Source organism: Bacillus sp. PK3-037, assembly GCF_054161355.1.
In genome coordinates this window covers 2,392,555-2,418,188 of record NZ_CP096408.1, presented here as the reverse complement: position 1 = coordinate 2,418,188, position 25,634 = coordinate 2,392,555, and the positions used below count along the sequence as shown (strand labels likewise).

30 protein-coding genes are annotated in these 25,634 nt (G+C 41.6%); all 30 read left to right on the top strand.

All coding sequences use genetic code 11. The features are described 5' to 3' along the window. The first annotated feature begins 11 nt into the window (after window positions 1-11). The 30 genes from xerC (at window position 12) to cheB (ending at window position 25,634) form a co-directional block, all read left to right on the top strand. Window positions 12-926 (top strand): tyrosine recombinase XerC, encoded by a 915-nt coding sequence (xerC, locus tag M1D69_RS12330; RefSeq protein ID WP_458105932.1) that lies wholly within the window; start codon window positions 12-14, stop codon window positions 924-926. A 12-nt stretch (window positions 927-938) separates the two neighbouring features. Continuing rightward, window positions 939-1,484, top strand: a complete 546-nt coding sequence (clpQ, locus tag M1D69_RS12325; RefSeq protein WP_014663962.1) for an ATP-dependent protease subunit ClpQ — start codon at window positions 939-941, stop codon at window positions 1,482-1,484. A 16-nt stretch (window positions 1,485-1,500) separates the two neighbouring features. After that, window positions 1,501-2,904, top strand: coding sequence for an HslU--HslV peptidase ATPase subunit (gene hslU / locus M1D69_RS12320; protein ID WP_044155901.1), 1,404 nt, complete (start codon window positions 1,501-1,503; stop codon window positions 2,902-2,904). 38 nt (window positions 2,905-2,942) lie between these two features. Beyond that, window positions 2,943-3,722 carry a GTP-sensing pleiotropic transcriptional regulator CodY gene (codY, locus tag M1D69_RS12315; protein ID WP_174228131.1) on the top strand — a complete coding sequence of 260 codons (780 nt, stop codon included), beginning with the start codon at window positions 2,943-2,945 and terminating at the stop codon, window positions 3,720-3,722. A gap of 378 nt (window positions 3,723-4,100) precedes the next feature. Further along, window positions 4,101-4,490 carry a flagellar basal body rod protein FlgB gene (flgB, locus tag M1D69_RS12310; protein WP_458105933.1) on the top strand — a complete coding sequence of 130 codons (390 nt, stop codon included), beginning with the start codon at window positions 4,101-4,103 and terminating at the stop codon, window positions 4,488-4,490. Further along, the gene (gene flgC / locus M1D69_RS12305; protein ID WP_458105934.1) at window positions 4,490-4,942 is read left to right on the top strand and encodes a flagellar basal body rod protein FlgC; all 453 of its coding nucleotides are present in this window, start codon (window positions 4,490-4,492) and stop codon (window positions 4,940-4,942) included. The genes flgB and flgC overlap by 1 nt, the downstream gene beginning before the upstream one ends. 10 nt (window positions 4,943-4,952) lie before the next feature. Continuing rightward, a complete protein-coding gene (gene fliE / locus M1D69_RS12300; RefSeq protein WP_024121395.1) occupies window positions 4,953-5,273 on the top strand; it encodes a flagellar hook-basal body complex protein FliE in 321 nt (106 codons plus the stop codon). A gap of 45 nt (window positions 5,274-5,318) precedes the next feature. After that, on the top strand, window positions 5,319-6,929 hold the full coding sequence (gene fliF / locus M1D69_RS12295) for a flagellar basal-body MS-ring/collar protein FliF (RefSeq protein WP_458105935.1): 1,611 nt from the start codon (window positions 5,319-5,321) through the stop codon (window positions 6,927-6,929). A 12-nt stretch (window positions 6,930-6,941) separates the two neighbouring features. Continuing rightward, a complete protein-coding gene (gene fliG, locus M1D69_RS12290; RefSeq protein WP_003231981.1) occupies window positions 6,942-7,958 on the top strand; it encodes a flagellar motor switch protein FliG in 1,017 nt (338 codons plus the stop codon). After that, window positions 7,951-8,703 carry a flagellar assembly protein FliH gene (gene fliH / locus M1D69_RS12285; RefSeq protein ID WP_458105936.1) on the top strand — a complete coding sequence of 251 codons (753 nt, stop codon included), beginning with the start codon at window positions 7,951-7,953 and terminating at the stop codon, window positions 8,701-8,703. The genes fliG and fliH overlap by 8 nt, the downstream gene beginning before the upstream one ends. Beyond that, the gene (gene fliI, locus M1D69_RS12280) at window positions 8,700-10,016 is read left to right on the top strand and encodes a flagellar protein export ATPase FliI (protein ID WP_095713837.1); all 1,317 of its coding nucleotides are present in this window, start codon (window positions 8,700-8,702) and stop codon (window positions 10,014-10,016) included. The genes fliH and fliI overlap by 4 nt, the downstream gene beginning before the upstream one ends. Window positions 10,017-10,019: 3 nt before the next feature. Then, the gene (gene fliJ, locus M1D69_RS12275; protein ID WP_010334249.1) at window positions 10,020-10,463 is read left to right on the top strand and encodes a flagellar export protein FliJ; all 444 of its coding nucleotides are present in this window, start codon (window positions 10,020-10,022) and stop codon (window positions 10,461-10,463) included. An 11-nt stretch (window positions 10,464-10,474) separates the two neighbouring features. Further along, complete coding sequence (locus tag M1D69_RS12270) at window positions 10,475-11,092, top strand: MotE family protein (RefSeq protein WP_458105937.1); 618 nt, start codon at window positions 10,475-10,477, stop codon at window positions 11,090-11,092. A gap of 11 nt (window positions 11,093-11,103) precedes the next feature. Next, a complete protein-coding gene (locus M1D69_RS12265) occupies window positions 11,104-12,570 on the top strand; it encodes a flagellar hook-length control protein FliK (RefSeq protein ID WP_458105938.1) in 1,467 nt (488 codons plus the stop codon). After that, a complete protein-coding gene (gene flgD / locus M1D69_RS12260; protein ID WP_458105939.1) occupies window positions 12,567-12,992 on the top strand; it encodes a flagellar hook assembly protein FlgD in 426 nt (141 codons plus the stop codon). The genes M1D69_RS12265 and flgD overlap by 4 nt, the downstream gene beginning before the upstream one ends. Window positions 12,993-13,013: 21 nt before the next feature. Further along, complete coding sequence (flgG, locus tag M1D69_RS12255; protein WP_458105940.1) at window positions 13,014-13,808, top strand: flagellar basal body rod protein FlgG; 795 nt, start codon at window positions 13,014-13,016, stop codon at window positions 13,806-13,808. A gap of 39 nt (window positions 13,809-13,847) precedes the next feature. After that, entirely contained in the window at window positions 13,848-14,063 is a 216-nt protein-coding gene (locus tag M1D69_RS12250) for a flagellar FlbD family protein (RefSeq protein ID WP_010334253.1), read from the top strand. Beyond that, complete coding sequence (fliL, locus tag M1D69_RS12245; protein WP_458105941.1) at window positions 14,060-14,482, top strand: flagellar basal body-associated protein FliL; 423 nt, start codon at window positions 14,060-14,062, stop codon at window positions 14,480-14,482. The genes M1D69_RS12250 and fliL overlap by 4 nt, the downstream gene beginning before the upstream one ends. A gap of 33 nt (window positions 14,483-14,515) precedes the next feature. Continuing rightward, window positions 14,516-15,514 carry a flagellar motor switch protein FliM gene (fliM, locus tag M1D69_RS12240; RefSeq protein WP_458105942.1) on the top strand — a complete coding sequence of 333 codons (999 nt, stop codon included), beginning with the start codon at window positions 14,516-14,518 and terminating at the stop codon, window positions 15,512-15,514. Then, window positions 15,504-16,640, top strand: a complete 1,137-nt coding sequence (gene fliY / locus M1D69_RS12235; protein ID WP_458105943.1) for a flagellar motor switch phosphatase FliY — start codon at window positions 15,504-15,506, stop codon at window positions 16,638-16,640. The genes fliM and fliY overlap by 11 nt, the downstream gene beginning before the upstream one ends. A gap of 27 nt (window positions 16,641-16,667) precedes the next feature. Further along, window positions 16,668-17,030, top strand: coding sequence for a chemotaxis protein CheY (cheY, locus tag M1D69_RS12230; RefSeq protein ID WP_010334256.1), 363 nt, complete (start codon window positions 16,668-16,670; stop codon window positions 17,028-17,030). A gap of 14 nt (window positions 17,031-17,044) precedes the next feature. Continuing rightward, window positions 17,045-17,704, top strand: coding sequence for a flagella biosynthesis regulatory protein FliZ (gene fliZ, locus M1D69_RS12225; RefSeq protein WP_458105944.1), 660 nt, complete (start codon window positions 17,045-17,047; stop codon window positions 17,702-17,704). Next, window positions 17,697-18,362: a flagellar type III secretion system pore protein FliP gene (fliP, locus tag M1D69_RS12220; RefSeq protein ID WP_202853053.1), complete on the top strand. Its 666-nt coding sequence runs from the start codon at window positions 17,697-17,699 to the stop codon at window positions 18,360-18,362. The genes fliZ and fliP overlap by 8 nt, the downstream gene beginning before the upstream one ends. A 14-nt stretch (window positions 18,363-18,376) precedes the next feature. Then, window positions 18,377-18,646, top strand: a complete 270-nt coding sequence (gene fliQ / locus M1D69_RS12215; protein WP_010334259.1) for a flagellar biosynthesis protein FliQ — start codon at window positions 18,377-18,379, stop codon at window positions 18,644-18,646. A 7-nt stretch (window positions 18,647-18,653) separates the two neighbouring features. After that, the gene (gene fliR, locus M1D69_RS12210) at window positions 18,654-19,433 is read left to right on the top strand and encodes a flagellar biosynthetic protein FliR (RefSeq protein ID WP_024121407.1); all 780 of its coding nucleotides are present in this window, start codon (window positions 18,654-18,656) and stop codon (window positions 19,431-19,433) included. Next, window positions 19,433-20,515 carry a flagellar biosynthesis protein FlhB gene (gene flhB, locus M1D69_RS12205; protein ID WP_458105945.1) on the top strand — a complete coding sequence of 361 codons (1,083 nt, stop codon included), beginning with the start codon at window positions 19,433-19,435 and terminating at the stop codon, window positions 20,513-20,515. Before fliR ends, flhB begins: the two co-directional genes overlap by 1 nt. Before the next feature lie 32 nt (window positions 20,516-20,547). Beyond that, window positions 20,548-22,581 carry a flagellar biosynthesis protein FlhA gene (gene flhA, locus M1D69_RS12200; RefSeq protein ID WP_458105946.1) on the top strand — a complete coding sequence of 678 codons (2,034 nt, stop codon included), beginning with the start codon at window positions 20,548-20,550 and terminating at the stop codon, window positions 22,579-22,581. Continuing rightward, window positions 22,581-23,678, top strand: a complete 1,098-nt coding sequence (locus tag M1D69_RS12195; RefSeq protein WP_458105947.1) for a flagellar biosynthesis protein FlhF — start codon at window positions 22,581-22,583, stop codon at window positions 23,676-23,678. Before flhA ends, M1D69_RS12195 begins: the two co-directional genes overlap by 1 nt. Beyond that, window positions 23,669-24,565: a MinD/ParA family protein gene (locus M1D69_RS12190; protein WP_458105948.1), complete on the top strand. Its 897-nt coding sequence runs from the start codon at window positions 23,669-23,671 to the stop codon at window positions 24,563-24,565. Before M1D69_RS12195 ends, M1D69_RS12190 begins: the two co-directional genes overlap by 10 nt. A 1-nt stretch (window position 24,566) precedes the next feature. Continuing rightward, the gene (gene cheB, locus M1D69_RS12185; protein WP_215510539.1) at window positions 24,567-25,634 is read left to right on the top strand and encodes a protein-glutamate O-methylesterase CheB; all 1,068 of its coding nucleotides are present in this window, start codon (window positions 24,567-24,569) and stop codon (window positions 25,632-25,634) included.

Here is a 25,634-nt window from a genome sequence, read left to right as displayed (position 1 = left end):
AGGTATTTGGCATGGAAAATGTTAAGAATTTCGTAAAGTTATTCGTTGAATATTTACAAATTGAAAAAAATTATTCACAATATACTATTGTGAATTATGTGGATTCAATTGAAGAATTCGAGACTTTCCTGCGCGTTCAAGGTATAAATGGATTTGAAGAAGTTGCATATCAAGATACTAGGATTTTTTTGACGGAAGCCTATGAAAAGGGTTTATCAAGAAGAACAATCAGCAAAAAAATTTCTGCATTGAGAAGCTTTTACAAATTTCTGATGCGAGAAAAGCTTGTTGATGATAATCCGTTCCAGCTTGTTCATCTGCCGAAACAAGAGAAACGGATACCGAAGTTTCTATATCAAAAAGAGCTTGAGGAACTGTTTGAAGTTTCAGATATAAGCCAGCCGACCGGCATGAGGGATCAAGCGCTATTAGAGCTTCTCTATGCCACCGGAATGAGGGTCAGTGAATGCTCTTCCATAAGTGTTCATGATCTTGATTTATTTATGGATACAGTGCTTGTTCACGGGAAAGGCAAGAAGCAGCGATATATCCCTTTTGGGTCTTACGCCCGCGAAGCGTTGAATTTATATATGAATAGCGGAAGACAGTGCTTGCTGAAAAAAGCAAAAGAACCTCATGATCTATTATTCGTGAATCAAAGAGGCGGACCGCTTACAGCCCGAGGCATTAGGCACATTTTAAGCGGGCTTGTCAAAAAAGCGTCCGGCACTTTACATATCCATCCGCATATGCTTCGACATACGTTCGCCACTCATCTATTAAACGAAGGAGCAGATTTGAGGAGCGTTCAAGAACTGCTCGGGCATTCCAATCTGTCTTCGACACAGATATACACGCACGTTTCGAAGGAAATGTTGAGAAACACATATATGTCTCACCATCCAAGAGCTTTTAAGAAAAATTAAAGGAGGCCCTTTATGTCATCTTTTCATGCGACCACAATCTTTGCAGTACAGCATAAGGGACGAAGCGCAATGTCCGGAGACGGTCAAGTTACATTTGGTCAGGCTGTTGTCATGAAACATACTGCGAGAAAAGTAAGAAAACTGTTTAACGGCAAGGTTCTCGCAGGATTTGCGGGATCTGTTGCAGACGCTTTCACTCTATTCGAAAAGTTCGAAGCGAAACTTGAAGAATATAATGGCAACTTAAAACGGGCTGCTGTTGAGCTTGCAAAGGAATGGCGAAGCGACAAAGTGCTTAGAAAGCTTGAAGCCATGCTGATCGTTATGAATCAAGATACTTTGCTTCTCGTATCGGGAACTGGTGAGGTTATCGAGCCGGATGACGGCATTCTGGCTATTGGATCAGGCGGCAATTACGCTTTGGCAGCCGGAAGAGCGCTGAAAAAGCATGCCGGGGAGAGCATGACTGCAAGTGAGATTGCTAGAGCTGCGCTGGAAACAGCGGGCGAAATTTGTGTATACACGAACGATCAAATCATACTGGAAGAGCTTGAATAGAAAGGACTTGAGGCGCATGGAAAAAAAACCGTTAACACCAAGACAGATTGTAGATCGGTTAGACCAATACATTGTCGGTCAGCAAAACGCTAAAAAAGCTGTCGCCGTGGCATTAAGAAACCGCTATAGAAGAAGTCTCCTGGATGAAAAGCTGAAAGACGAGGTCGTTCCGAAAAACATTTTAATGATGGGGCCTACCGGGGTAGGGAAAACTGAAATTGCCAGACGAATCGCTAAGCTTTCAGGTGCGCCATTTATCAAAATTGAAGCAACAAAATTTACAGAAGTCGGCTATGTAGGCAGAGACGTTGAATCAATGGTCAGAGACCTTGTGGAAACTTCTGTTCGTCTTATAAAGGAAGAAAAAATCAACGAAGTGAAGGAGCAGGCAGAAGAAAATGCAAACAAACGCATTGTTCGCCTGTTAGTTCCAGGGAAGAAAAAACAATCAGGCGTTAAAAACCCGTTTGAAATGTTTTTCGGCGGCAGCCAGCCAAACGGCGAGGACGAAACGGAAAGCCAGGAAGAAGCAAACATTGAAGAAAAAAGAAAACGCATGGCTCATCAGCTGGCATTAGGAGAGCTCGAAGACCACTATGTTACTGTAGAAGTTGAAGAGCAGCAGCCTTCTATGTTTGACATGCTGCAGGGCTCGGGTATGGAGCAGATGGGCATGAATATGCAGGATGCACTGAGCGGATTGATGCCAAAGAAAAAGAAACGCCGTAAAATGACAGTCAGAGAAGCCAGAAAAGTCCTGACGAATGAAGAGGCAAGCAAACTCATCGATATGGATGAAGTCAGCCAGGAAGCTGTCCATCGGGCAGAAGAGAGCGGAATTATCTTTATCGACGAGATTGATAAAATTGCAAAAAACGGTGGCGCGTCATCTTCAGCTGATGTATCAAGAGAAGGTGTTCAGCGTGATATTCTCCCAATCGTTGAGGGTTCTACCGTTGTCACTAAATACGGTTCAGTTAAAACAGACCATGTATTGTTTATTGCAGCGGGAGCATTTCATATGGCCAAACCGTCTGATCTGATTCCTGAACTGCAAGGGCGTTTTCCAATTCGTGTAGAACTGAGCAAACTGACGGTTGACGATTTCGTGAGAATTTTGGTTGAACCCGATAACGCGCTCTTGAAACAATATCAGGCATTATTGCAGACAGAGGGTATATCTCTTGAATTTTCTGACGAAGCTATTCATAAGATTGCTGAAGTCGCCTATCATGTGAACCAGGAAACAGATAATATCGGTGCGAGACGCCTTCATACAATACTCGAACGTCTGTTAGAAGATCTCTCTTTTGAAGCTCCGGATGTAACAATGGAGAAAATAACGATTACACCGCAGTATGTGGAAGAAAAACTCGGAACGATAGCTAAAAACAAAGATTTAAGTCAATTTATATTGTGAAAATTTAATAAGAGGAATGTTTAGGAGGATCATTTATCATGGCTTTATTACAAAAAACAAGAATTATTAACTCCATGCTGCAAGCTGCGGCAGGGAAACCGGTTAACTTTAAAGAAATGGCGGAAACGCTTCGGGATGTAATTGATTCCAATATTTTCGTTGTAAGCCGCAGAGGAAAACTTCTCGGCTACTCTATCAACCAGCAAATTGAAAATGACCGTATGAAAAAAATGCTTGAGGATCGTCAATTCCCAGAGGAATATACGAAGAATCTGTTCAACATCCCTGAAACATCTTCTAACCTGGATATCAACAGTGAGTATACTGCTTTCCCTGTTGAAAACAGAGACTTGTTCCAAGCTGGTTTAACAACAATTGTGCCGATCATCGGAGGCGGAGAAAGATTAGGTACACTCATTCTTTCACGTCTACAGGATCAATTTAATGATGATGATTTAATTCTTGCTGAATACGGCGCTACAGTTGTCGGAATGGAAATTCTGAGAGAAAAAGCAGAAGAAATTGAAGAAGAAGCAAGAAGCAAAGCAGTCGTACAAATGGCAATCAGCTCTCTTTCTTATAGTGAGCTTGAAGCAATTGAACACATCTTTGAAGAGCTTGACGGAAACGAAGGTCTCCTTGTTGCAAGTAAGATTGCAGACCGTGTCGGCATTACCCGCTCAGTTATTGTTAACGCACTCAGAAAGCTTGAAAGCGCCGGTGTAATTGAGTCAAGATCATTAGGAATGAAGGGTACTTATATCAAAGTGCTCAACAACAAATTCCTCATTGAATTAGAAAATCTGAAATCCCATTAATAAAAAAGACCCCTTTTTAAGGGGTTCTTTTTTTCATTCAAATAAAGGAAATCAATAAGCTTTATTTCCTGGGCGAAAAGTCTTTCTTTGTAATAATTTTAATAAAGTTTATTATTTTCTTCATAAAAACAGAAAAATGACGAAATAAATGGGGAAAATACAGAAATTAAGCTATTTTCAGCCTTATATAAATGTAAAAAACATAGTTCAAATAATCTAGGACTATGTACCTAGTTGTAAAATAGATATATATGAGGACATTTTTTTACACGAACTTCATAGACTTTATGCCTGTTATTTCTTACAATAAGCATATGGTTTTACAAATCTCGACAAGGATATTGAGGGTGAAAAAAACTGAAATGGAGGTAAGTGGATTTGAGCTTATTTTCTGGAACGATACAAAATCTTGAAAATGCCTTGGGCAGAGCGAATATTAAGCAAAAAGTCATAACTAATAATATTGCTAATATAGATACACCGAACTATAAGGCAAAAAAAGTCTCTTTCCAAAATTTATTAGATCAAGAATCCTCTCGTCTCGAATCTATAAAAACAGACTATCGGCATGTTGATTTTTCTGATTCTGATTCAAATTATTCAATTGTAACGAGCGGAGATACATCTTATCAGCAAAACGGAAATAACGTTGACGTTGACAAAGAGATGACAGAACTAGCTGAAAATCAGATTAACTATCAAGCTTTAGTTGAAAGAATGAACGGCAAATTCAATTCTCTGAAGACCGTGCTAACAGGAGGAAAATAATGACAGCTTTTCAAAGCTTAAATGTTTCAGCATCAGCTTTAACAGCTCAGCGCCTCAGAATGGATGCTGTATCGTCTAACTTGGCGAATATGGATACGACAAGAGCCAAGCAGGTAAACGGTGAGTGGGTGCCTTACAGAAGGAAAATGGTTTCGCTTCAGTCAAAAGGTGAATCGTTCTCGTCGATTTTGAATTCTAAAATGAGCGGAAGCGGCAATGTCGGAAATGGGGTAAAGGTTACAAAAATCACTGAAGATAACTCTGATTTTAATCTGGTCTATGATCCGACTGACCCTGATGCAAACGATGAAGGATATGTGCAAAAGCCGAATGTTGATCCATTAAAAGAAATGGTAGACCTTGTCAGCAGTACGAGATCATATGAGGCCAATGTCACAGCGATGAATGCCTCAAAGGGAATGCTGATGAAGGCTCTAGAAATCGGAAAGTAAGGTGATGAATGTGATCAATGCAATTTCTCCTTTTCAGGTTCAAAATACTCAAAACACTCAAAATGCAACAAATCAATTAAACAATAGCCAAAAAACAGACTCTTCAAATCAAACAAGCTTTTCGGAGCTTTTAAAAAACTCTATAAGTTCGTTAAATGAGTCCCAAGTAGCTTCTGACAATATGACTAATGCCTTGGCTGCAGGAAAAGATGTGAATCTTGATGAGGTCATGATCGCCGCTCAAAAAGCAAGCATTTCTCTGACTGCTGCAACTGAGTTCCGCAACAAAGCTGTGGAAGCATACCAGGAGATTATGAGAATGCAAATGTAGGGGGTCTGACGAGAAAGAGAAAGAGTGGAATGACCGGGGGTTAACATGAATCGTACTCTAATGCAAATGAAAAACAAAACGAGTGAGTTTTGGAAAAACAGATCTAAATTACAAAAGGTTTTAATGATGAGTGCTTTAGCGGCAATTATCATTCTTGCCATTATTATCAGTATTTTTTCTTCTAATCAGAAAATGGCGCCGCTGTACAAAGATTTGTCAGCTGAAGAAGCCGGACAGATCAAAGAGGAATTGGATGCAAAAAAAGTGCCTAGCGAACTTTCAAATGGCGGTACGGTCATTAAGGTTCCGGAAGATCAGGTTGATTCACTGAAAGTTCAGCTGGCGGCAGAAGGGCTTCCTAAAACCGGATCAATTGATTACTCATTTTTTGGACAGAACGCCGGCTTTGGTTTAACAGATAATGAATTTGATATGGTGAAAGTCAAAGCCACACAAACGGAACTATCCAATCTGATTAATGAAATGGACGGTATCAAAAATTCAAAAGTAATGATTAACCTTCCGAAAGACGCTGTCTTTGTCGGTGAAGAGCAATCAGCAGCATCTGCTTCAATCGTCCTGCAGACTCAGCCTGGATACACTCTGGACCAAAGCCAGGTCAACGGATTATATCATCTGGTATCAAAAAGTGTGCCGAATTTAAAAGAAGATAACATCGTCATCATGGACCAGAACTCTACATACTATGACAAAACAGACAGCGGTTCAGGGTCCTACGCTGATAGTTATTCTTCGCAGCAGGGAGTTAAATCCCAAGTTGAAAAAGACATTCAAAAGCATGTTCAGTCATTGCTCGGAACGATGATGGGGCAGGACAAAGTTGTTGTTTCTGTCACGGCTGATATTGACTTTACAAAAGAAAATCGCACAGAAGACATCGTCGAGCCTGTTGACAAAGAAAACATGGAAGGCATCGCGGTCAGTGCTGAAAAAGTATCGGAAACATATCAGGGAGACGGCGCAGCTAATGGCGGAACTGCCGGAACCGGTGATGAAGATGTAACAAACTATCAGGCTGACGGCGAAAATACCGAAAGTGGGAACTACGAAAAAAGCAGTAATAAAATCAATTACGAGGTTAACCGAATCCATAAAGAAATAGCTGAAAGCCCTTATAAGGTAAGGGATTTAGGGATTCAGGTAATGGTAGAGCCGCCTGATGCCAAAAACACAGCGTCGCTATCAACTGAAAGACAGGATGATATACAAAAAATCCTTTCAACTGTTGTCAGAACATCATTGGATAAGGATGAAACACAGAACCAGAACCTTTCTGATGAAGATATCAATAATAAAATTGTTGTCTCCGTTCAGCCTTTTGACGGAAAAGTAAGTCTTGATACTGATACGGAAAAATCCTCCGGTATCCCAATGTGGGTATATATCGTAGGGGGCGTATTGATCGCAGTTATCATCATTCTGATCATTATGTTTATCAGAAAGAAACGCGCTCAAGAGGATGAATTTGAGGAATACACGTACGAAGTGCCTCAGGAGCCGATCAATTTGCCTGATATTAATGAAGAGGAAAATGAAACAGAGGAAACAGTCAGACGAAAACAGCTTGAAAAGATGGCGAAAGATAAGCCTGAAGACTTTGCAAAACTGCTGAGAAGCTGGCTGGCCGAGGATTAGGAGGGATTAGAAATGGCGAGACGTGATCAAGACAAGCTTACAGGAAAACAAAAAGCAGCCATTCTCATGATTTCCTTAGGTTTAGATGTGTCAGCTTCTGTATATAAGCATTTAACCGATGAAGAAATTGAAAGGCTTACCCTTGAAATATCAGGAGTTAGAAGTGTCGATCATCAAAAAAAGGATGAAATTATAGAGGAATTTCATAATATAGCGATTGCCCAAGATTATATTTCTCAGGGCGGTTTAAGCTATGCCAGACAAGTTCTTGAGAAGGCGCTGGGAGAAGATAAGGCTGAAAACATACTAAACAGGCTGACTTCTTCTCTGCAAGTTAAACCATTTGATTTTGCCAGAAAAGCAGAGCCTGAACAAATTTTAAATTTTATCCAACAAGAGCATCCGCAAACGATGGCTTTAATCTTGTCTTACCTTGATCCTGTGCAGGCCGGACAAATTTTATCCGAGCTGAATCCTGAGGTACAGGCAGAAGTCGCAAGAAGGATTGCGGTAATGGACAGAACGTCACCTGAAATTATTAATGAAGTAGAACGGATTCTGGAACAGAAATTATCCTCCGCATTTACTCAGGATTATACACAAACCGGCGGAATCGAGGCTGTTGTTGAAGTGTTAAACGGTGTAGACAGAGGAACAGAAAAGACGATATTGGATTCCTTGGAAATCCAGGATCCTGATCTTGCTGAAGAAATCAAGAAGCGTATGTTTGTCTTTGAGGATATTGTTACCCTTGATAACCGAGCCATTCAGCGGGTTATACGTGATGTTGAAAACGACGATCTGCTCCTTTCATTAAAGGTGGCAAGCGAGGAAGTCAAAGAAATTGTATTCAACAATATGTCACAGCGTATGGTTGAAACATTCAAAGAAGAAATGGAATTTATGGGCCCTGTACGTTTGAAGGATGTAGAAGAGGCTCAATCAAGAATTGTAAGCATCGTCAGAAAGCTTGAAGAAGCCGGTGAAATTGTAATAGCAAGAGGCGGAGGAGACGATATTATTGTCTAATATCATTAAACAAGAATCATCTTTTTCCCCACAGCAGGAAAGAAGAAAGCTTTCTTTACAAGAGGTTCGGATCGATCATTCACATCTTTTACAGACTGAAGAAAATCCGGAAGCGTTAATGGCTCGGATCAAAGAAGAAGCTGATCGGATTTCCGAGCAAGCGAACAGCCAAATGGAAGATATCCGCCGTCAAATTGAGCAGGAAAAAAATGATTGGGCGGCTGAAAAACAGCAGCTTATTGAAGAATCGAAAACAGAAGGTTTCGAACAAGGTGTGGCATTAGGGAGAGCTGAAGCCTTGCAACAGTATGCTGAGCTGCTCAATCAGGCAAACAGCATAACAGAGATGTCCAGAAAAGCTGTAGAGGATAAGCTTGAAGATGCCTCCGGAGAAATCGTTGAGCTTGCCGTTGCGTTAGCTAAAAAAGTATGGCAGCAAAAATCTGATGATAAAGAGGCCTTTATCCTGCTTGTGAAACAGGTGGTAAACGAAGTAAAGGAATATGACGATATATCAATATATGTGGACCCTTATTACTATGAAACAGTTTTTCAGCATAAAGACGAAATCCAGCAGCTTCTTTACAAAGAATGCCGGCTAGGTTTATACGCCGATGAAAAAGCTGAAAAAGGATCATGCTATATAGAAACTCCTTTTGGAAGAGTGGATGCAAGCGTTGATACCCAGCTGGTGCAACTGAAGCATAAGCTCCTTACAGCACTGGAAGCGGGTGCGGATCAATGAAGACACAGAGTCTGATAGATTGCATAGAAATGACAGACTCGTATAAGCGTTATGGAAAAGTAAAACGGGTGATCGGCCTGATGATCGAATCAAAGGGGCCGGCAAGCTCAATTGGCGACCTGTGCCTGATTTATGCAAAAGGTCAATCAGGTAAAGTCATCAAAGCTGAAGTTGTTGGCTTTCAGGAAGAAAATATTTTGTTAATGCCCTATTTAGAGGCCGCTAGCATTGCCCCTGGGAGCATTGTTGAAGCCACTGGTGAATCTCTTCGTGTAAAGGTAGGAGCCGGTCTGATCGGACAAGTCATTGATGCGTTTGGCGAACCGCTCGACGGAAAACTTTTGCCGAAAGGACTTTCACCTGTATCGACGGAGCAATCACCTCCTAACCCAATGAAACGCCCGCCTATCCGTGAAAAAATGGGTGTCGGCGTCAGGTCTATTGACAGTCTGCTGACTGTCGGAAAAGGCCAGCGGATTGGTATTTTCGCAGGAAGCGGCGTCGGAAAAAGCACGTTAATGGGAATGATCGCTAAACAGACCGAAGCTGATTTGAACGTAATTGCACTCGTCGGAGAACGCGGTCGAGAGGTTCGGGAGTTTATTGAAAAAGACTTGGGAGCAGAGGGTCTGAAGCGGTCAATTGTAGTTGTTGCTACCTCAGACCAGCCTGCATTAACGAGGTTGAAAGCCGCATATACGGCGACAGCCATTGCTGAGTACTTTCGTGATAAAGGGCAAAATGTCATGTTTATGATGGATTCTGTCACAAGGGTGGCGATGGCTCAGAGGGAGATCGGACTTGCCGCTGGAGAGCCCCCGACGACAAAAGGATATACACCCTCTGTGTTCGCTATTTTACCTCGTTTACTAGAAAGAACAGGTGCAAATGAACACGGAACAATCACAGCGTTTTATACAGTGTTAGTCGACGGCGATGACATGAATGAGCCTATTGCTGATACTGTTCGCGGAATCTTAGACGGACACATTGTGTTAGACAGGGCTCTTGCTAATAAAGGCCAGTTTCCTGCCGTCAATGTGTTAAAAAGCATCAGCAGGGTGATGTCAAACATCTCGACAAAACAGCACTTAGACGCAGCGAATAAATTCCGTGAACTTTTATCAACGTATCAAAATTCTGAAGATCTCATTAATATTGGAGCTTACAAAAGAGGGTCCTCAAGAGAAATTGATGAGGCAATACAATTTTATCCGCAGCTTATTCAATTTCTGAAGCAGGGAACAGAAGAATCAGCATCATTGGAAGAAAGTATTGCTGCATTAACTAGTTTGACAGGAAATGAGGAATAGAACGTGGCCTATCAATTTAGATTCCAAAAGCTGCTGGAACTAAAAGAGAACGAAAAAGACCAGTCTTTGTCTGAGTATCAGCAATCAGTTTCTGAATTTGAAACTGTAGCGGAGAAACTATATGAGAATATGAGCAAAAAGGAATTGCTTGAGCAAAATAAAGAAAACAAACTGAAAAGCGGGATGAGCGTTCAAGAGATGAGGCATTATCAGCAATTTGTCTCAAATCTTGAAAACACCATTTATCACTACCAAAAGCTCGTCATTATGAAAAGGAATCAAATGAACCAAAAGCAAGAAGTGTTAACAGAAAAAAATATTGAAGTGAAGAAGTTTGAAAAGATGCGTGAAAAACAGTTTAAAATGTTTGCTCTTGAAGACAAAGCTGCAGAGATGAAAGAAATGGACGATATTTCGATCAAGCAGTTTATGATTCAAGGCCATTAGGAGCGAATGTAATGTCCGGCAAAAAGAAAGAATCAGGTAAGTTCCGATCGGTTTTGCTGATCATTATCCTTCCGCTGATATTTCTGCTTATAGCAGGGGGGATTGTTCTCTGGGCGGCTGGTGTCAATGTCTTAAAGCCGATACAGGAAGCTGCAGCCAAAACGCCAGTTCTTAAAGAATTGGTTCCTGAGTCCGAAGATAAAAAAGATACATCATCAGCAGCTAAGAATAACAGTAATACGGCGGCTCTGGAAAAAACCATTAAGGATCAAAAAAGTGAGATCAGTATATTGAATAAAGATTTGGATACAAGCAAATCTGAAATAGACAGGCTGAATCAAAAGATTCGTTCTCTTGAAAAAACAGCGGAAGACGACCAACAAAAGACATCGAAGGATAACACAGAAGGTTCATCAAGTTCTGATAAAGCTTCTGATGATAAAGTCATCAGTGTTTATAAAAGCATGGACAGCGGAAAGGCTGCTAAAATCATTGCCCAATTAAAGGAAAAAGAAGCGCTGAAAATATTGAATGGACTGAGCAAAAAGCAGCTTGCTGAAATTTTGGCAAAAATGACTCCTGAGCAAGCGGCAACATATACAGAAAAAATTGCTGCCAGCCAAGAATAGGGGGAATAAAGGTGAAGCTGCTTGAATTAGCCGGACCTCGGCTGCAAACTACAGCAGGGACAGCTGCTAAAACAATCAAAAATAGCCAGGGAGTTTTTCAAAATTGGCTTATGTCTGAAGCCGGCTCGAAAGAACCTTCATCACAAGGAAATGGGACTCTGACTGACGATCAGCTTTTAAAAGATGCATGTAAAAAGATCAGTGATTGGCTAAATGCAACTCCTGAAAACCAAGACAGGCAAAAAGCCGATCTTCTGCAAACGTTAAGTAAACTAACAGGAAAGCAACTGGATGAATCCGCTCAGCAAATGTTGCAGAATCTTCTGCAAGCAGTTGAATTAAAATTGGCTGACGGAACTGATCAACTGCACATGGGGCCAATACTTGCAGACAAAACCATTTCTGAAGAGAAAACTGCTCTGACTGCAAAGAATTCAGCTGGTGATGCCGCTACTGATGAACTCAAGTCTGATAGAGAACAAGAAGTTCAGGAAAATGAAGCATCAGCAGAAGATGATAAAACGCTTATTCATATCCAAATGCTTATCAGTCAGCTTTTAGAAGGAAATAAAATGACTGACCGTGATCATCAAGCTCATACTGTCTACAAAAATGGAGATGAATTTCTCTCTGCATTAGATAAAAAGGGCATATCAGAACAGCTTATTCAGGATCTTAAACAGCAGATATTTACAAAAGATGAGTCAAGTTCAAAGCTTTATAAGATGTCAAAGTCAGAGCTGAAAAGTTTTCAAAGCTTAATGGAACAGATGTCAGTGCTTCCTCAAAAAGGGACGAAGGAATGGAATATAGCTGAAAGTCAGCTGAAAGCTTTCTTGTTATCGAAATCATCCGAATCGTCACAAGATGTCGCAAAACGTGCCCTTACACCGGACACTCTGACGTCAGGTAATAAAAGTACGGCAGATTCCTCTGTAAGTATTCAGCCTATAGATAGTAAGTCAGGAATTCAAATGATGTTTTCAGGCTACCGGAGCACCGGAGGAGTTCAGACACTCGATTTGCAGCTCTCATCTGATTTGCATGCAGCCGAAACGAAAACCGTTGCTGATCAAGTGATCAGTGCATGGAAGCAGATGAAATATACACCCTTTGGGAGGTCAACCGGCAGTTTTACAATTCGGCTGAACCCTGAACATTTAGGATTTGTCACAATTAAACTGACAAATGAAAATGGAATGTTCCAGAGTAAAATCATTGCATCCAGCCAATCCGCAAAAGAGCTGCTCGAACAACATCTGCCCCAGCTGAAGCAATCACTGCCTAATATGGCTGTCCAAGTTGACCGTTTTACATTGCCGATTCAAAGCGGAGACCAGCCGATATATGGCCAGCTTGCTGATGAACAGAAACAGCAGCAAGAGGGACAGAAGCAGCAAAGACAGAAAAAGCAATCAAACGAGTTTGGAGACTTGCTTGATGAAGTGTCAATGGTTGAATTGGAGGAAGAAGAATGACATCAATAAGCTCAGAATATAAATTGCCTGAAAAAACAAGCAACACTGCCGCTGCAAGCAACAGCAGCCTGGGAAAAGACGAGTTTTTAAAAATATTAATGACTCAAGTCCAAAACCAAGATCCGCTTAATCCGGTTGATGACAAAGAATTTATCAGCCAGATGGCGACTTTTTCAAGCCTGGAACAGATGATGAATCTGAATACGACGATGACTAAATTCGTTGAAAACCAAGATCCGTTTACAACGTATGTTGATTGGATGGGAAAAGAAGTATCTTGGACTGATGGTAAAAGTGCAACAGATAAAACAGGCACCGTAAACTCTGTTAAACATTCTAAAGGAAATTATTATCTCGTTCTTGATGATGGGACCGAGATCAGTCCGGCGAATGTCATGTCTGTGGGACAATCATCTAAATAAAAACATCTGGGGGAATATATTATGTTACGTTCACTTTATTCTGGAATCAGCGGTATGAAAAACTTTCAAACAAAACTTGATGTTATCGGCAATAACATTGCCAACGTAAATACAGTGGGATTCAAAAAGAGCCGGGTTACCTTTAAAGATATGGTGAGTCAAACGATTGCCGGCGGTTCTGCTGCTGGTGCAACAATCGGCGGAACAAACTCTAAGCAGATCGGTTTAGGTTCATCATCTGGCACAATTGATACCATCCATTCAACAAGCGCGACACAAAGCACAGGAAGAACGCTTGATTTAGCGATTGACGGAGACGGTTATTTTCAAATCGATACAGGTGATGGAACGGCTTACACAAGAGCCGGAAACTTCTATTTAGATAATACCGGAACATTGGTGACTGGTGACGGCTACCATGTGTTAAATATGACGGGAGGAACAATAAAAATTCCTCTAGATGCTCAAAGCTTTAGTATCGGATCTGATGGAAAAGTGTCAATTGTTGATGCTGGCGGTAAACCACAAGATGGCGGTCAGATCGGGATTGTTACTTTTGCAAACAGTGACGGTTTAGATAAAATCGGAGGCAACTTGTATCGTGAATCTTTGAACTCTGGAACTGCTAGTGCAGCTAATCAGCCTGGTGATGGCGGTACAGGTGCCTTGAAGTCAGGATTTATAGAAATGTCCAACGTTGATTTAACAGACGAGTTTACTGAAATGATTGTTGCTCAGCGCGGATTCCAATCAAACTCCAAGATTATTACGACATCGGATGAAATCCTTCAAGAGCTGGTTAACCTTAAACGTTAAGGAGGGAGGGGAGGCGAGTAATCGCTTCTCCGCTGTTTTATGATTAAAGTAACCCGTTTAAATGGGCAGCCCTTTACGCTGAATGCGTTATTTATTGAACAGATTGAATGCTTTCCGGATACTACAATCACACTGTCGAACGGTAAGAAGTTTGTAGTAAAAGAAGATGAAGAAGCTGTTCTGGAGAAGATTGTGTCTTTCTATCAAAAAATACAAATATTTTCAATGGACCATGGAATAGAGGAACCGGAATGAAGAAAAAATTATTGATCATTTTACTAATTATTCTTATCGTAATTGGTGCTCTCGGGGCGGCGGCTTATTTTATTTTAGGCGGAAAGTCCGAAAAAAGTGAGGCAAAACGAAGTATTGATGAAATCGTTGCATCTTCTGTTGATGTAGCAGAAATCACAACGAATTTAAAGTCCGATAACATTATTCGCTTAGCGATTAAACTAGAAACTGACTCTGATAAATCAAAAGAAGAGCTTGAAAAACGTGATTTTCAAGTGAAAGATGCTGTTATATCACTGCTGGCTGATACGAATGCTGATGAGATTGAGGGAGACAAGGGAAAAGAAACCTTTAAGAAGGAACTAAAAGATAAAGTGAATAGCTACCTCCAAGAAGGAAAAGTAGAAAAAGTGTATATTACCTCTTTTAATCTGCAATAAAGCATAATTTGACAGAATACGGAGGTGAGGAAAATGTCAGGAGAAGTTCTCTCCCAAAATGAAATAGATGCACTGCTTTCTGCAATATCAACGGGTGAAATGGATGCTGAAAAGCTGAAAAAAGAAGAAAAAGAGAAAAAAGTGAAGGTTTATGATTTCAAACGCGCGCTGCGGTTCTCTAAAGACCAAATCCGCAGTTTAACAAGAATTCATGACAATTTTGCAAGACTTCTTACAACTCACTTTTCTGCTCAGCTCAGAACGTATATCCATATATCGGTCAGCTCTGTTGATCAGGTTCCATACGAAGAATTTATCCGATCCATACCGAATATGACGATCCTGAATTTATTCGATGTCCATCCGATGGAAGGCAGAATTATGATGGAGGTTAACCCGACAATTGCCTATACGATGATGGATCGTGTGTTGGGGGGCATCGGGATCAGTCATAATAAGGTTGATAGTTTAACAGAAATTGAAACAAAAATTATTTCTAATTTATTCGAAAATGCACTGGGAAATTATAAAGAAGCTTGGCAGTCCATTGCTGATATTGAACCCGAAATGACTGAGTTTGAAGTGAATCCGCAATTTGTTCAGATGGTATCTCCTAACGAAACGGTTGTTGTTATTTCACTCAACACACAAATCGGCGAAATCAGCGGTGTCATTAATCTTTGTATCCCGCATATTGTCCTCGAGCCGCTCATACCAAAGCTTTCGGTCCATTATTGGATGCAATCAGAAAGAAATGAACCGAAACCTGAGGAAACAAAGTCGCTTGAAAAACGTATCATGACAGCACAAATACCTGTCGTGGCCGAACTCGGCACATCTGAACTGACAATAGAAGAGTTTTTAAGTTTAGAAGTCGGAGACTGCATAACTTTGGACAAATCAGTAACAGATCCTCTTACTGTATTGGTCGGAGATAAGCCGAAATTTTTAGGACAAGCCGGCCGGGTGAATCGAAAACAGGCAGTGCAAATTTTAGACCACGACATAAGAGGTGAACAAGATGGAGAATAACAGATTATCTCAAGATGAGATTGACGCGCTTCTTAACGGCACGAGCAGCACACCTGACGAGCCTGAGGCTACGGAAGTGCATGACTTATCGGACATGGAGCGTGATGCGATCGGTGAAATCGGAAATATTTCATTCGGCAGTTCAGCGACAGCTTTATCCACGCTTTTAAATCAAAAAGTTGATATTACGACTCCAAACGTAACCGTCATCCCAAGAAGCAAAATCAGTGATGCGTTTCCTGAACCGTATGTTGCAATTGAAGTGAATTATACGGAAGGTTTCAGCGGCAGCAACCTGCTAGTCGTCGAACAAAGTGACGCAGCGATTATTGCGGACCTAATGATCGGGGGAGACGGGAAAGGTGCAGATCCTTCACTTGGAGAGATCCATTTGAGCGCGGTTCAAGAAGCGATGAACCAAATGATGGGGTCGGCAGCAACGTCAATGTCTACTGTATTCAGTAAAAAAATTGATATTTCACCCCCGCGTGTAGAACTGCTTGATGTAAATGAAGAAAAAGGAACAGACCGTATTCCTGCTGATGAAATGCTGGTTAAAGTTTCTTTCCGCTTGAAGGTGGGCGAGTTAATAGACTCTAACATCATGCAGCTATATCCGCTGACATTTGCTAAAGATTTGATATCGAGCCTTATGAACACGGAGGAAAGTCCAGTTGAAGAAACAACGCCGGAGCCTGAGGTTACATATGAACAGCCGAAAGAGCCTGTGATGCCCGAGCCGCGGAACGAACCGCAGCAGCAAGCGCCGGCTAAAAGGCAGGGGAAACCGAAGAAAGCCGCGCCTGTTCAAGTTTCACCAGTGGAATTTTCATCATTTGATCCAAATGAGAGCACACAGGCTCCTATAAACAATCTGGATATGCTTTTGGATATCCCGCTTTCAATCACTGTTGAACTCGGCAGAACGAAAAGAAGCGTAAAAGAAATTTTAGAACTTTCAGCCGGAAGTATTATTGAGCTTGATAAATTAGCCGGTGAGCCGGTAGATATTTTAGTGAATCAGCGTATCGTCGCCAAAGGCGAAGTCGTGGTCATTGAGGAAAACTTCGGAGTAAGGGTCACTGACATATTAAGCCAGGCAGAACGCATTAATAATTTAAAATAAAGAAACACGAGGAGAGAGAAAAAAATTATGGCACATAGAATTTTAATTGTAGATGACGCAGCATTTATGAGAATGATGATCAAAGATATTTTGGTAAAAAACGGTTTTGACGTAGTGGCAGAAGCCGAAAATGGCGCTCAGGCTGTAGAAAAATTTAAAGAGCATTCTCCTGACTTAGTTACAATGGATATCACAATGCCAGAAATGGACGGTATTACTGCACTAAAAGAAATTAAACAAATTGATGCTCAAGCTAAAATTATTATGTGTTCTGCCATGGGACAGCAATCAATGGTTATCGATGCTATTCAAGCCGGCGCTAAGGATTTTATCGTAAAACCTTTCCAGGCGGACCGTGTGCTTGAAGCAATCAACAAAACATTAAGCTAAAGGGTGTACGACTGTTGAAAAAGAGTCAATGTTTCATTGCTTTTATATGTTTTTTCATTTTATTCAGTGTGCATCCGCTTGCTGCTGATGCGGCGGCATCTGATGATTCAACTGTAAACGAATGGTTTCAAAAGAAAGAGGAAAAGACCGCAGATAAGCCAGAGCAAAAGAAAGAAAAAACGACACAAACTGCTGATGAGACGGAGGGAGCTGCTGCTCCTTCTGTTTCAGCTTTTGACTTTGTGAAGATGATTTTCGCTTTATTGTTTGTCATCGCGCTGATTTACGGGCTTGTTAAGCTTATGAACAAAAGAAACCGGCTGCTAAAGCCTTTTCAATATGTTGAAAATATCGGCGGAACATCGGTTGGCCAAAACCGATCTATTCAATTGATTAAAGTCGGCAACAGTGTTCTCGTCGTTGGGGTAGGAGAGACGATCCAGCTCCTTAAAGAAATTGAGGATGAGAAGGAAATCGAAGACATACTCAGCCAGCATGAAGAGGCGATGTCAAGCAAAATAGAGTGGCAAAAGCTTGTCAAACCCCTAAAGGGTTCTGAGAATCAGCCGCAGCAAAAGCTGCCTTCATTTTCAAAAGCATTAAAAGAGCAGCTTGAAGAGTTAAAGCAAAACCGTTCAGAAGGAAAAAAGAAAGGCCCACGTCATTATGAATGAGTTTATAAATATTTTCAGTTCAAGCGATCCGGATAACGTCAGTTCAACTGTTAAATTACTATTATTGTTAACTGTATTTTCAGTGGCGCCTGGAATATTGATTCTTATGACTTGTTTTACCCGCATCGTCATCGTTCTGTCGTTTGTCAGAACTTCACTGGCGACGCAATCAATGCCGCCCAACCAGGTCCTTATCGGCCTCGCGCTATTTTTAACATTTTTTATTATGGCTCCTACTTTTTCAGAGATTAATAAAGAAGCGCTGACACCATTGATGGACAATAAAATCAGTTTGGACGAAGCGTATACAAAAGCTGAGGAACCGATTAAAGAATTTATGAGTAAGCACACAAGGCAGAAGGATTTGGCACTGTTTATGAATTACGCGAAAATGGATAAACCCGAATCATTAAAAGATATTCCTCTTACAACGATGGTTCCCGCTTTTGCCATTTCGGAGCTCAAAACAGCGTTTCAAATAGGCTTTATGATTTTTATCCCCTTTTTAATTATTGATATGGTAGTGGCGAGCGTTCTGATGTCAATGGGGATGATGATGCTCCCTCCAGTAATGATTTCTCTGCCCTTTAAAATTTTACTTTTTGTTTTAGTAGACGGCTGGTATTTAATTGTGAAATCTTTGCTTCAGAGCTTTTAGGGTAGGTGCTAAACGTGAATTCAGAATTTGTAATTTCTATGGCGGAAAAAGCCGTATATGTAACGCTGATGATCAGCGCGCCTCTGCTTGCGATCGCTTTATTGGTCGGATTAATCGTCAGCATCTTTCAGGCGACAACTCAAATCCAGGAACAGACTTTGGCGTTTATTCCCAAAATCGTGGCAGTCCTCTTGGCACTGATTTTTTTCGGGCCATGGATGCTGTCGACCATCCTTTCGTTCACAACAGAGCTGTTTTCTAATTTAAATCGTTTTGCAGGGTAATACAGTGATGAATTCGATTATTGATTTATTTCCTGCTTTTTTATTGGTTTTTATTAGAATCTCTGCTTTTTTTGTAACGGTTCCGCTATACGGCCACAGAAACGTTCCGGCTGTTCATCGTATCGGATTCGCTTTTTTTCTTGCAGTCATTTGCTTCAGCACGATTGATAAACCTCCGTCTTTGGAGGTTGACGAGCAATATATGCTGCTGGCGTTTAAAGAAGCTTTGGTGGGTCTGTGTCTTGGTTTGATTGCTTATATGATGATTGCTGCTGTTCAGATAGCCGGTTCGTTTATTGATTTTCAGATGGGTTTTTCAATTGCGAATGTTATCGATCCGCAAACGGGCGCACAGAGTCCATTGATCGGCCAGTTTATCTATACGATGGCTCTTTTGTTTATGCTGAGTGTCAATGCGCATCATTTGCTGCTGGACGGTATTTATTACAGCTTTCAGTATATTTCGGTTGATCAGGCATTTCCGAATTTTGGCGATGAAAAGTTTGCTTATCTTATCGCCAAAAGCTTTAATGCAATGTTTATTATCGCATTTCAAATGTCGGCGCCGGTTGTGGCCAGTTTGTTTCTTGTGGATCTTGCATTAGGCATCGTGGCCCGGACAGTTCCGCAATTAAATGTATTTGTCGTCGGTCTGCCTTTAAAGATTGCTGTCAGTTTTATCATGCTCATCGTGTGTATGTCCGTTATCTTCGTCGTTGTTCGGAATGTTTTCGGCTTAACGATTGAAACGATGCGGAATCTTTTAGCATTGGTCGGTGTTTCTTAATGAAGCTAAGAATTGACCTCCAATTTTTTGCGGGAGAAAAAACAGAGAAAGCCACTCCGAAAAAACGGAAGGATACTAGAAAAAAAGGGCAGGTTGCAAAAAGCTCTGATGTGAATACCGCCGTTTCATTATTAGTCATCTTCCTTTCGTTTATTGCGATCGGCCCGTATATGAGAAACAGGCTGCTGTCATTTATAGAGACATTTTACACGGAGTCACTCACAATGAAGCTCTCAGAATCAAATGTGCACATCCTGTTTATCAGCTTATTAAAGGATACTGGCATCGTACTTGCTCCGATTCTGCTTGTTGCCCTTGTTGCAGGAGTTGTAAGCAACTATATGCAGGTGGGATTTTTATTTTCTACGGAAGTGATCCAGCCTAAGCTTGAAAAATTGGATCCGATTAAAGGCTTTAAACGGATATACAGCATGAGGGCGATTGTAGAGCTGCTTAAATCGATTTTGAAAATTGCTGTTGTAGGGTTTGCGGCGTTTGTTGTGCTTTGGATGCACTATGGAGAAATTCTCCGCCTCCCGCTTCTGACACCTGAAGAGGCACTTTCCTTTGTTTCAAAACTCACCCTGTGGATGGGGCTGAGCGGAGCAGGGGCTTTGTTGATTCTTGCCGGACTCGATTATTTGTATCAGAGATTTGACTATGAGAAAAATATCAAAATGTCAAAGCAGGATATAAAAGATGAGTACAAAAAATCTGAGGGAGATCCGATTATTAAGTCTAAAATTAAGCAACGACAGCGGGAAATGGCGATGAGGCGGATGATGCAGGAAGTGCCGAAAGCTGATGTCATCATCACAAACCCGACTCACTATGCGATCGCACTTAAATATGACGAAGAAAAAATGGACGCCCCTTACATTGTTGCAAAAGGTGTTGACCACCTTGCATTAAAAATAAGGAAGATTGCTAAAGAGCATGATGTCATGATGGTAGAAAACAGGCCGCTTGCCCGTGCGTTATATGATCAGGTTGAAATTGACCAGGCAGTGCCGGAAGAGTTTTTTAAAGTCTTGGCAGAAATCTTGGCTTATGTATTTAAAACGAAACAAAAAGTAAATTGAATTTTACGATTCAAAAGGAGAGAAAAAACAGCATGTCAACAAGAGATTTATCCGTTTTAATAAGTGTTGTCCTCATTGTGGCAATGCTGGTGATACCATTTCCTCCATGGCTGTTAAGTATTTTGATCATTATTAATATTTCTCTTGCGTTGATCGTGCTTCTCACCACAATGAATATGCAAGAACCGCTGCAGTTTTCGATTTTTCCGTCACTGTTGCTGCTTTTGACCTTATTTCGTCTGGGCTTGAATGTGTCAACGACGCGTTCGATCCTTTCGCACGGCGAAGGAGGAAAGGTTGTTGAGACCTTCGGTAACTTCGTTGTCGGCGGAAATGTTTTAGTCGGACTTGTTGTATTTATTATCTTAATTATTATTCAGTTTATCGTCATCACAAAGGGCGCGGAACGTGTTTCCGAGGTTGCGGCAAGATTTACGCTTGATGCAATGCCAGGGAAGCAGATGAGTATTGATGCTGATTTAAACGCAGGCATGATTAACGAACAGGAAGCGAAACACCGCCGTGAAAAAGTATCTCGAGAAGCAGACTTTTACGGTGCGATGGACGGTGCCAGCAAATTTGTGAAAGGTGATGCAATTGCCGGAATTATTATTGTGATGATCAATATCATTTTCGGAATCATTATCGGTATGCTGCAGCAAGGCATGGGGATACAAGAGGCAGCCTCTCGTTTTACGATGCTGACTGTAGGAGATGGAATTGTATCGCAAATTCCGGCGCTGTTAATTTCTACAGCTACAGGTATTGTCGTGACAAGAGCAGCCTCCGAAGGAAACTTAGGTCATGACATCACAGGCCAGCTGTTCGCTTATCCAAAGCTCTTATATGTTACAGCAGCAACTATTTTGCTTCTTGGCTTGTTTACTCCAATTGGTATTCTCCTAACAGGGCCGCTTGCAGGGCTGCTTGCTTTTGGCGGTTATACGCTATCTAAAACAGGTAAGGAAAAAGAAGAAGTGGAAGAGATTCTTGAGGAGGAGGCTGAAGTTGACGAGCTCAAAAGCCCCGAAAGTGTTGTGCAGCTTCTGCATATAGATCCGATAGAATTCGAGTTTGGCTATGGTCTGATTCCGCTGGCGGATGCTAATCAGGGCGGGGATTTATTAGACCGAATTGTGATGATTCGCCGTCAGCTGGCGCTTGAACTAGGGCTTGTCATTCCTGTCGTGCGTATCAGAGACAATATCGCTTTGCAGCCTAATGAATACCGATTGAAAATTAAAGGAAATGAAGTAGCAAAAGGCGAGCTATTACTAGATCATTATCTAGCAATGTCGCCTACGCCTGAAGACGACCTGATTGAAGGGATCGAAACAGTAGAACCGTCGTTTGGGCTTCCAGCCAAATGGATTGGCGAATCGGTGAAGGATGAAGCTGACATGCTGGGCTATACAGTTGTAGATCCGGCTTCAGTTGTCTCAACACATATTACAGAGAAAATTAAGCAGCATGCTCATGAATTAATCGGCAGACAGGAGACGAAACAGCTTATTGATCATTTGAAAGAAACGTATCCGGTCCTGGTGGAAGAGGTTACGCCAAATCCATTATCTGTCGGAGATATTCAGAAAGTGCTGGCTAAACTGTTAAAAGAAAAAGTTTCAATCCGCAATTTGGTAACCATTTTTGAAACGCTTGCCGATTACGGAAAACTGACAACGGACTCTGATCTTTTAACAGAGTACACAAGACAGGCACTTGCTAAGCAAATTACTGCCCAGTTTGCCAAAGAAAATGAAGTGTTAAAAGTGATCACTTGTTCCGGCCGTGTAGAAAAGGCAATTGCTGACGGTGTACAGCAAACAGAACATGGGAACTATTTGTCGCTTGAACCAGATGTGTCGGAAAGCATTGTGCGCTCTGTTGCAAAAGAAGCCGAACAGCTCTCAATACGGCAAGAGACTGCGATTCTTCTTTGCTCGCCTCCTGTAAGGATGTATGTGAAACAGCTTCTGGAACGATATTTTCCGGATCTTCCTGTTCTTTCTTATAACGAGCTTGAGGCTAATGTTGAAGTTCAAAGCATTGGAGTGGTGGATATTTAATGAAAATCAAAAAATTTACTGCTGCTTCAATGCAAGAAGCGGCACAGCTTATCAGAAAAGAACTAGGCAATGAAGCGGTTATACTAAATTCCAAAAAAATCAATAAGCGTAAATGGTTCGGGCTTTTAAAAAAACCGGCTGTTGAAGTGATTGCCGTATTGGATCAAGATTTTCTCGAGAAAAAAACAGCTGAAAAGGCAGCAGAGCCGAAACAAACGTCAAAACCTTCTGTCAGCAGTCCGAAAATAGAGGAGAGGATAATCCCTCAAATTCCGGCTCAATCTGAGCCAGGTGATTTTTCAGCATATCAATCCGTACTTCCTGAACCGCTCAGAATAGCCGAACAGCTTTTGGGAGACACCGGCGTTAATGAATCAATTAAGACCAGTACTATGAAAAAAATACTGCGATTCTCTGTTGAATCGGGCGGACTGACAGAAGAAAACGTGGCCGGTAAACTTCAGGATATACTGTGCGGGGCACTACCTCCAGCAGACAAGTGGCAGGAGCCCATTCGTTCGAAGTATATCGTGCTGTTTGGTTCGACGGGCGCGGGTAAAACAACAACGCTTGCAAAACTAGCAGCGTCTTCTCTGCTTGAAAAACAGAAAAAAATTGCTTTTATTACAACAGATACTTATCGGATTGCAGCAGTTGAACAGTTGAAAACATATGCCGAGCTGCTGCAGGCTCCTCTGGAAGTCTGTTATACAAAAGAGGAATTTCAGCGGGCGAAAGAATTATTTGCTGAATATGATCATGTATTTATCGATACAGCAGGAAGAAACTTCAGAGAACAGCAATATATCGATGAACTGAAAGAGACGATTCCTTTTGAAAGCAGCATTCAGTCATTTCTCGTTTTGTCAGCGACTGCAAAATATGAAGATATGAAACAAATTGTCAGACGTTTTTCATCTGTTCCTGTCAATCAGTTTATTTTTACGAAAATAGATGAGACTGCTTCCTTAGGCTCTGTATTCAGTATACTGGCAGAATCAAAGATAGGCGCCGGGTTTATCACAAACGGCCAGAATGTGCCGGAGGATATACAGACAGTCTCGCCGCGGGAGTTTGTAGGGATGCTGTGCAGATGAACAGATTTGACCAAGCAGCAACTTTACGGGCGAAAATGAAGAAGCGTGAGCGCGATCTGCCGATTGTTTTTGCACAGAAAGCTAAAACACTTGCAGTCATCAGCGGCAAGGGCGGTGTCGGAAAATCCAACATCACTTTAAATATGGCTCTTGCGCTGCAGGATAAAGGCAAGAAGGTACTGCTTATTGATCTTGATATCGGAATGGGGAACATTGATATATTAATGGGAAACTCGTCTTCCGCGACTATTAGTGACGTTCTAACTGAGCGCAAGCCTTTTATGCAATCCATATCTACTGGGCCAAAGGGTCTTCGGTATATATCTGGCGGAACTGGGCTGGATATGATATTTCAGCTGGACCAGAAAAAATGGACCTTTTTTGCTAATGAGCTTTCTCATGCGTTAGGTCAGTTCGATTATGTACTGTTTGACATGGGGGCGGGCCTATCAAAAGACCAGCTGCCTTTTATTTTATCAGCAGAAGACATTTTGATCATAACAACCCCCGAGCCTACAGCCATTATGGATGCATACAGTGCTGTCAAACATTTAGCTTTGACAGGAAATCAGCTTTCAATGAAAGTAGCTGTCAATCGGTGCCGTGATCAAAAGGAAGGGCTTGACGCTTTTACCCGCCTTTCCCGGACCATTCACATGTTTTTAGGCGAAGCGGTTCAGTTTGCCGGTTCAGTCCCTGACGACGAGATCGTGAGCAAAGCAGTTGTCGAACAGGTTCCTTTTTTATTAAAAAGTCCTCAGGCAAAAGCCAGCCGGTCAGTCCGTCTTCTAGCGGACGCCTTGTTTGAAAGAGAAGAAACTAGACACAAAGAAGAAAAACAGACATTTATTGAGAAATTATCTTCTTTTTTAATGAGGAGGGCTTAATTTGATTCGTGTGCTTGTAGTTGATGATTCGGCTTTTATGAGAAAAATGATAAGTGATTTTCTAACCGAGGAAAAGCAGATAGAAGTAATCGGAACTGCGAGAAACGGAGAAGAGGCACTTAAAAAGATAGAATTGCTGAAACCGGATGTTATCACACTTGATATCGAAATGCCGGTGATGAATGGAACAGACACACTGCGGAAAATTATTGAGCTTTACCAGCTGCCGGTCATTATGGTTTCAAGCCAGACCCAGCAAGGAAAAGAGTGTACGATTAACTGTTTAGAGATAGGCGCCTTTGATTTTATCACAAAGCCATCTGGTTCTATATCTTTAGATTTATACAAAATTAAAGAACAGTTAGTTGAGCGGGTCATCGCAGCTGGGCTTTCCGGCCAGCAAAAAGCTGCGGCTCCGGCGGTCATTCGGCCTGAGCCTAAACGTATCGCTAAGCCTGCATTGAGTCAGTCAAAATCTGGAACAGGCAGACATATTGTTTGTATCGGCACGTCAACAGGCGGACCAAGGGCGCTTCAAAAGGTGATACCAAAGCTTCCTAAGGATTTAAACGCGCCTGTAGTCGTTGTACAGCACATGCCTGAAGGCTTTACTGCTTCTCTGGCTGATCGGCTGAACCATCTGTCTGACATTCATGTAAAGGAAGCAAAAGATGGCGAAGCAGCTCTTAACGGCTGTGTGTACATAGCTCCGGGGGGAAAAAACATATCCGTTATCAAAAACAGCGGCGGTCTTAAAATCGTTCTTGATAATCACGATACGCCAAGCCGTCATAAACCATCAGCAGACTACTTGTTCCGTTCTGTCGGCAAACTTGCAGACTATGAAAAAGTAGCGGTCATTATGACCGGAATGGGCAGTGACGGTACTGCCGGTCTTAAGGACATGCTTGCGTCCGGCAATGTGAAAACCATTGCAGAGTCTGAAGAATCTTGTGTTGTATTTGGGATGCCGAAAGCAGCCGTTAAGGCGGGCCTTATTCATGAAATTAAACATGTGGAAGATATCGCAGCATCCATCACAAGCTGTGTGAAAAAAGAGAGGGTGTGA

Coding starts and splice junctions, on each gene's coding strand:
- fliM (WP_458105942.1), top strand. CDS start 14,516: ATGTCAGGAGAAGTTCTCTCCCAAAATGAAATAGATGCACTGCTTTCT.
- fliG (WP_003231981.1), top strand. CDS start 6,942: ATGGCGAGACGTGATCAAGACAAGCTTACAGGAAAACAAAAAGCAGCC.
- fliI (WP_095713837.1), top strand. CDS start 8,700: ATGAAGACACAGAGTCTGATAGATTGCATAGAAATGACAGACTCGTAT.
- flgD (WP_458105939.1), top strand. CDS start 12,567: ATGACATCAATAAGCTCAGAATATAAATTGCCTGAAAAAACAAGCAAC.
- M1D69_RS12195 (WP_458105947.1), top strand. CDS start 22,581: ATGAAAATCAAAAAATTTACTGCTGCTTCAATGCAAGAAGCGGCACAG.
- fliR (WP_024121407.1), top strand. CDS start 18,654: ATGAATTCGATTATTGATTTATTTCCTGCTTTTTTATTGGTTTTTATT.
- clpQ (WP_014663962.1), top strand. CDS start 939: ATGTCATCTTTTCATGCGACCACAATCTTTGCAGTACAGCATAAGGGA.
- xerC (WP_458105932.1), top strand. CDS start 12: ATGGAAAATGTTAAGAATTTCGTAAAGTTATTCGTTGAATATTTACAA.
- fliP (WP_202853053.1), top strand. CDS start 17,697: ATGAATGAGTTTATAAATATTTTCAGTTCAAGCGATCCGGATAACGTC.
- flgG (WP_458105940.1), top strand. CDS start 13,014: ATGTTACGTTCACTTTATTCTGGAATCAGCGGTATGAAAAACTTTCAA.
- fliY (WP_458105943.1), top strand. CDS start 15,504: ATGGAGAATAACAGATTATCTCAAGATGAGATTGACGCGCTTCTTAAC.
- flhB (WP_458105945.1), top strand. CDS start 19,433: ATGAAGCTAAGAATTGACCTCCAATTTTTTGCGGGAGAAAAAACAGAG.
- fliL (WP_458105941.1), top strand. CDS start 14,060: ATGAAGAAAAAATTATTGATCATTTTACTAATTATTCTTATCGTAATT.
- codY (WP_174228131.1), top strand. CDS start 2,943: ATGGCTTTATTACAAAAAACAAGAATTATTAACTCCATGCTGCAAGCT.
- M1D69_RS12270 (WP_458105937.1), top strand. CDS start 10,475: ATGTCCGGCAAAAAGAAAGAATCAGGTAAGTTCCGATCGGTTTTGCTG.
- fliF (WP_458105935.1), top strand. CDS start 5,319: ATGAATCGTACTCTAATGCAAATGAAAAACAAAACGAGTGAGTTTTGG.
- hslU (WP_044155901.1), top strand. CDS start 1,501: ATGGAAAAAAAACCGTTAACACCAAGACAGATTGTAGATCGGTTAGAC.
- M1D69_RS12250 (WP_010334253.1), top strand. CDS start 13,848: ATGATTAAAGTAACCCGTTTAAATGGGCAGCCCTTTACGCTGAATGCG.
- flhA (WP_458105946.1), top strand. CDS start 20,548: ATGTCAACAAGAGATTTATCCGTTTTAATAAGTGTTGTCCTCATTGTG.
- flgC (WP_458105934.1), top strand. CDS start 4,490: ATGACAGCTTTTCAAAGCTTAAATGTTTCAGCATCAGCTTTAACAGCT.
- cheY (WP_010334256.1), top strand. CDS start 16,668: ATGGCACATAGAATTTTAATTGTAGATGACGCAGCATTTATGAGAATG.